We start from the raw sequence: 6,246 nt of genomic DNA, 5'->3' as shown, positions 1-6,246 counted from the left end.
TCAAGCAGGAATGGATGTGATCTTGGTGGGAGACTCCGCTTCTAACGTAATGGCTGGAAACGTGACCACTTTGCCGATTACGCTCGACCAGATGATTTACCATGGTAAATCGGTCATGAAAGCGGTGAATCGTGCGCTGGTGGTGGTAGACCTGCCTTTCGGTACGTACCAAGGAAACTCTAAAGAAGCCTTGGCCTCCGCTATCCGGGTGATGAAAGAGACGCATGCCGATTGTATCAAGTTGGAAGGCGGGGCTGAGGTTCGGGAATCTATCGAACGTATCTTGTGTGCCGGTATTCCAATTATGGGACATTTAGGATTGACGCCGCAATCGATCAATAAATTCGGTACGTATACGGTACGTGCCCGTGAAGAGGCCGAGGCTAATAAACTGATCGAGGATGCCCATTTGCTAGAGGAGATAGGTTGTTTCGCCTTGGTGCTGGAGAAGATCCCGGCGGAGTTGGCAGCTCGTGTCGCTTCGGAGCTTACGATCCCGGTTATCGGCATTGGCGCCGGTGGAGGCGTAGATGGTCAAGTGTTGGTTATGCATGATATGCTCGGTATCAATCAAGGCTTTTCTCCCCGTTTCTTACGTCGCTACGCTAATTTAGGGGAGGAGATTACCCGTGCCGTACAAGCGTACATCGAGGACGTGAAATCTCAAGATTTCCCGAACGAGAAGGAGCAATATTGATTTTTAAATCTACCAAAGCATGATATTTACCGATGCTCCGAGCGTCAAGGCCTGTAAGGTCTTATGATGCTCGAAGCGATCGGTTTCTTTTTTGGGGTTGGCTATGTATGATACGAATCGTGAGGGGATAAAAGTATAATCGAGAAATACCCGCACATTTAGATTAGGATGCAATATGTATGAGAAAGAGGAGTTTGTGCTATATCCTATATTAAACGCTTTATTCGTGTTTACGATCTCTTTCTCAATCGTTTCCGGTTTGCCTTCCTCCACGCCCAATGCTGATATTCGGGAGGCTGGGCTGTAATTACATCCGATTAGCAGTTTCGTGCCCAAGAGAAATCGATTGGTCACCGGATACGATAGGTAGGAGCCGATGTATCCGCCGATCATGTCGAGAGGATCGGATTTTAGGGCGTTCACTTGATAGGTCGTACCGGGAACTGTCGGATTCGCTAAGGGTTTCGTAAGGGATAAAGGCATGCTTGTCGCCGAGATACGGCCGTGGCGGTCGCTACCGTATAGCCTCCTATACTATACCAAGGACTACGGGTCGTCCCGTATTCTTTATGCAACATGGTGGCGGCCATAAATGCCATGGCCGTGTGCCCGGAAGGGAAAGAATGATTGTTCGAACCATCCGGACGGGTGACATTTGCCGTATGTTTCACCGTATTGATGGTCGCTCCCATGATACTGGCGGTGATGGCTTCGGATACGAGCATTCGGGACCAAGAGCTTCTTCCTTGTACACCGCCTATTTTTAAGCCAAGCATCGCTACGGCAGGTAGATATTGCAGGTAATCGTCGTAATGGTATCGGAAATTTGGAATATATGTATTGCGCAAACTCTGAAAATGATCGTCCTCATTCTTGATAATCAAACCGCTAACGATCAACGGTACCCCGATATAGGTCATTTGGAAAACATTGCTGGTAATTATCTTGTCGGTTTGTCTTTGGATTCTTCCCCAAGTAGATAAAGGCGCTAGATTGGAACTGTCGTTTCGGTGGGTAAAAGTGCTTGTTTGGGAAAAAGTCGTGCCCTGAAACATTGATATGCAACAAATACTATATAATATGGTTAATCTTGTTTTCACTAACTACTTATTCTTTTTGTTTTATGCAGCGAATATAATAGGATCGATTTATAGTATAACAAGAATTTATGTTATTTCTATGTTACATTTACGAGTTGGTTTCATATCTTTGTTTCCCAGATATATTAGAAACAGAATACATGAGATCTCATTTGCTAATAGGTGCCGCTTCGTCGGGAAGCGGGAAGACTACTTTTACCTTAGGATTGCTTCGTGCCTTGAGAAATCGTTCTTTACGGGTGCAGCCTTTTAAGTGTGGGCCGGATTATATAGATACTCGTCATCATAAAATGGCGGCTGGTTGCGCTTCCGTGAATTTGGATGGTTTCATGATGTCGGAAGGGCATATCAAGGATTTATATGCCCGGTATACCTCGAATGCGGATGTAGCCGTGACCGAAGGGGTGATGGGGCTGTTCGATGGCTACGATGCCATGCGAGGGAGTAGTGCGGAGATCTCCGGTTTATTGCGGATACCGATCGTATTGGTGGTGAACGCTAAAAGTACAGCTTATTCGGTAGCTCCCTTGCTTTATGGCTTCCGGAATTTTCGGAAAGATCTGAATGTCGTGGGGGCGGTATTTAATTTCGTGGCGTCGGAGAGTCATTATTCTTTCTTGAGACAAGCGTGTGAGGATGCGGGTGTGGAAGCGTTAGGCTATCTACCGAAGTGTGCGGATGTAGAGATCCCGAGCCGGCATTTGGGGTTGTCGTTGGATGAGGATTTTTGCTTTGAGGAGTTTGCGGACCGGGTTGCTTGCTTGGTGGAGGAGCATGTGGATATAGACCGCCTGTTGGCAATCACGGCTTTGCCAGAGCGACAGCCAGTTCCTCGGGTTAAGGAAGTCATGAGGACTGTTTCAAAGGCAAACTTAAATATAGCCATCGCCCGTGATCCCGCTTTTAATTTCTCATATGAGGAAAATATACATTTCTTATCTACTCTAGGCAAGATTACCTATTTCAGTCCATTGAGGGATGATTGTTTACCGGAGGCCGATTTTGTCTATTTGCCGGGTGGATATCCCGAGTTATATTTATCGGAGTTGAGCATGAATTCCGGGATGCGTGAATCGATTCATTCCTTTGTGGAAGTGGGGGGCAAGTTGCTGGCGGAATGTGGGGGGATGATGTATCTCTGTAAAGAGATTATCGGTACGGATGGGAATGCCTATCCAATGGCCGGTGTATTACCGCAATCCGCCACGATGGAGAACATGAAGTTACGTTTAGGGTATCGGACTTTATGCTATAAGAATGATGTCCTACGAGGGCATGAGTTCCATTATTCCCGGATCGTGCCTATGGAAAGCCCGCTGCCTTCGGTAGCGAAAGCCTTTACGGCGAAAGGAGGTCAAACGGATACCCCGCTATATCGCTACAAGAACGTATTGGCGGGGTACACGCATTTATATTGGGGAGATCCCTGTCGGAACGATTGGTTTATTGATTTTCTGTATGGGGAAGCCCCAGATTGTTCTCGATAAACATTTTCAAGATATTGATGGCGATCTGGTTGCTTCCTCCTTCGGGTATAATTAGGTCGGCATATCGTTTGCTAGGCTCTATAAATTGCAGGTGCATAGGCTTTAGTACCCGGGTATAGCGTTCCATTACCGCTTCCGCCGTGCGTCCTCTCTCGATCATATCCCGTTGGATCACACGGATAAGACGTTCGTCGGAATCTGTATCGACAAATACTTTCAAGTCCATCAAGTCTCGTAATTGAGGGTCGCATAAAGCGAGGATCCCTTCGATGATGACAACATCACGAGGCTCGATATGAATGGTCTCGGGCAATCGGCAGCAGGTAAGATAAGAATAAGTCGGCTGCTCGATGCATTTCCCCTCTTTCAGCAAGGTGACTTGCTCTGAGAGGAGCGGCCAATCAAATGCGTCGGGATGGTCGAAATTAATATATTGACGTTTCTCTACCGGCACATGGCTGTTATCTTTGTAATAAGAATCTTGAGGGAGTAATACAACCTCACCGGGAGGTAAACTCTCTATGATCTTTTTTACCACTGTAGTTTTCCCGGAACCAGTCCCGCCCGCTATACCTATAATTAGCATGATTTCTTATATTAATCCATATTTATGTTTATAAATGCAAAGGTAAGAAATATTTATAGTGGTAGTATTTCGCTATTAATAGAAAAAACGAGATAAAAAGAGCTGAATTCTATGTTGTATAGCATGTTTGTCTTAAATAAAGTTAATGAGTGAGCTTTTCTTGTTCGAAAATTATGCTGCATAACATAAAGTCTCTATATTTGCACTGTGTTTTTCATGGTATTAGATTTAAGGTTAACAATGAGATTGGCTGTCCGTGACGGATGGCCTTTTCTTTTATAGTAGGTCACCTCAACAATAATGATAGTTAGATGCGTTCCCCATTGTATTCATGATTTATTACTGTAGAACCTTCCTGTTGGATAAAGGTATTATCGGAAGTAGCTTGTACGCCTGTATCCAAAGATCTCTTCACATCCGTGAAAAGATCAGATCGTCCGGAGCTTGGCTATACTATCCACCGTTCTTATCCCGTGAGTGGGATTACTTGCGGCACAGATCTTCAATTGATTGTTACGATATCACGAGTCCATCCCCTTTATTTACTAAAGATGGGAATCAGATAGGTTAGTTTCGCGGATATTATTTGGCTGGAAGATTTAGAGAAAGTGTCTCCTTTACGGCTATTGAACATATCGCCCAGCGCATAGTAATAACGACCTTCCAACAGGAAAGAGCCTATTCCGGTGCGGAGCTCGATTCCCGGTCCGCCGCAAAGCCCCCAATCGAACTTCTTTTGGACTTCCAATGTATGTTGTTCGTCCGGACGGTTCGCGTTCGGGTTCTCGCCATTAAGGTTCGACTCCGTGCTTTCGCTCAGCGCATAACCGATTTTAGGCCCTAGATTGACGAATACACGCACTCGCTTGCTTCCGAAATGGATGTGCGTCAAGAACGGAAGCTCCATATAGTTTACCGTACGGCTATATTTATATTGAGGTTTCTCCTCAAACTTCTCTTCCCATCCATGTTGGGTAAAGTTCAATTCCGCCTGTATGCCTAAATTGGGTTCCGTATTCCAACGTATCGTCGCTCCCCCGTTAAACCCAAGTTTCATCTTCGTAGGGACTTTTGGGGCAAAACTTACGCTAGAGAAATTTAATCCGAAGGACGCTCCAACCGCAAGCTCTTGCTTAAAAGTACTTTTCTGCGCATAGCAAATCGATAAGCTTGCCATGCACAGAAATATCGCTACAAATATCTTTTTCGTCATCATATCAATTATCTTACCTCACCGCGGGTTACCGTATAATCATTCTTGTAATGTACAATAAACAAGTTCGTATTGATAAAACCGCCCCAATTATTCACTCTATGGAAATCGAATCCGGTCTGGATGCTCTTATAATGGATCTTGTCTAAATTATTCTCGAAGTTCGAGCCATATTTATTGATGGCACCTAGGAAATACATACCCGTGTCAAAGCCTAGGATTCCATATTTCGGGAATGTGTTGATTAAATTCTTGCTATACCAGTTTTTATAATCGGAATAAAAGCTATGGACTTCCGGAGATAAGTTGTCCGCATAGAAATTACTATAGATATAGGTGTTCAATGCGTAGAAGTCCTCCAGACACTCTCTTGTATAGGTCTGCCATTCCGGATAACCGAATAGGTTGACCATATAAGGCTCTTTCTCCTCCTCTTTCAACTCGGAAAGCATACGGAGCGGTGCCTTGATCTTATTCACCGCATCTAAGGAGGCGGAGGTTGGCAATACCACATTCCGCTTGTCCCTTACCATGGCTGCCTCTATATCCGTGGCGAAAGTATCCCCTTTATAAGTTACTTCCTTGAACGGGATATCGCGTTGCTGCATCTCCGTCTTGAAGGCTTTGATAAATTCTGGCTTTTCTTCTTTATCCTTTATATTGACAAGTATGATATTGTAATCCGAGAATAAATCGCATCCGGCTTGTGCCGCCTTGGAGTATAAATAGGAATGAGGTGTGTTTACTTGATAAACATTTGCGTTTGACAAGACATCATCATTCTTGGAGGTGAAAGGGATCACGTATTTGATATTATGCTTTTGGGCAAAATCAGCGATCAATCCGATTTGGTCGTTCTGTACGGCGCCAATGATCAAATTAGCGTTTGATAACGCATCTTCTTTCAATATCTCCTTGACTTTCTTCGTACCGTTTCCAGTATCATATACCGATAGCTCGATAGAGGTTCCCATATTTCGCAAGCTGTCGACCGCCAATAGCAATCCCTCGTAATATTCCACGAAACGGGAGGTCGCGGATGATTGCGTTGTCTCGTTCGTCATGAACGGCAACAATAAGGCGACTTGGATACGGTTCACCTTCTTTATATCTTTAGGAGTAGAGAGGAGGGCGTTCACCTCACGCTCTTTCGGCTGTCTTTT

The 6,246-nt window shown here is 44.8% G+C and carries 6 protein-coding genes and 1 pseudogene (1 of these 7 only partly in view); 2 read left to right on the top strand and 5 right to left on the bottom strand.

All coding sequences use genetic code 11. The features are described 5' to 3' along the window. Positions 1-697, top strand: a 697-nt coding sequence (panB, locus tag QVP94_RS03350; RefSeq protein ID WP_288213165.1) for a 3-methyl-2-oxobutanoate hydroxymethyltransferase, incomplete at its 5' end; no start/stop codon positions are given. A 9-nt stretch (positions 698-706) separates the two neighbouring features. On the opposite strand, the gene QVP94_RS03345 is transcribed toward panB, so the two are convergent. Continuing rightward, on the bottom strand, positions 707-1,180 hold the full coding sequence (locus QVP94_RS03345; protein ID WP_229055174.1) for a hypothetical protein: 474 nt from the start codon (positions 1,178-1,180) through the stop codon (positions 707-709). After that, positions 1,153-1,617: a phosphatase PAP2 family protein gene (locus tag QVP94_RS03340; protein WP_232044502.1), complete on the bottom strand. Its 465-nt coding sequence runs from the start codon at positions 1,615-1,617 to the stop codon at positions 1,153-1,155. Before QVP94_RS03340 ends, QVP94_RS03345 begins: the two co-directional genes overlap by 28 nt. Before the next feature lie 320 nt (positions 1,618-1,937). Here QVP94_RS03340 and QVP94_RS03335 point away from each other — a divergent pair, with 320 nt between their 5' ends. Beyond that, positions 1,938-3,284, top strand: coding sequence for a cobyrinic acid a,c-diamide synthase CobB (locus QVP94_RS03335; RefSeq protein WP_005857399.1), 1,347 nt, complete (start codon positions 1,938-1,940; stop codon positions 3,282-3,284). Here QVP94_RS03335 and udk read toward each other — a convergent pair. The 3 genes and pseudogenes from udk to QVP94_RS19285 form a co-directional block, all read right to left on the bottom strand. Continuing rightward, complete coding sequence (gene udk, locus QVP94_RS03330; RefSeq protein ID WP_005857397.1) at positions 3,241-3,870, bottom strand: uridine kinase; 630 nt, start codon at positions 3,868-3,870, stop codon at positions 3,241-3,243. The two genes, QVP94_RS03335 and udk, sit on opposite strands and share 44 nt — an antisense overlap. 538 nt (positions 3,871-4,408) lie before the next feature. Continuing rightward, a complete protein-coding gene (locus QVP94_RS03325; protein ID WP_008772328.1) occupies positions 4,409-5,086 on the bottom strand; it encodes a porin family protein in 678 nt (225 codons plus the stop codon). Positions 5,087-5,091: 5 nt separating this feature from the next. After that, positions 5,092-6,246: pseudogene (locus QVP94_RS19285) on the bottom strand (LysM peptidoglycan-binding domain-containing protein) (it continues 679 nt past the right edge of the window).

Source organism: Parabacteroides sp. CAG:2 (genome assembly GCF_000436315.1).
GTDB classification, from domain to species: Bacteria; Bacteroidota; Bacteroidia; order Bacteroidales; family Tannerellaceae; genus Parabacteroides; species Parabacteroides distasonis.
Note: the sequence above shows the minus strand (reverse complement) of the source record. Positions and strands in the feature narration are given on the sequence as shown.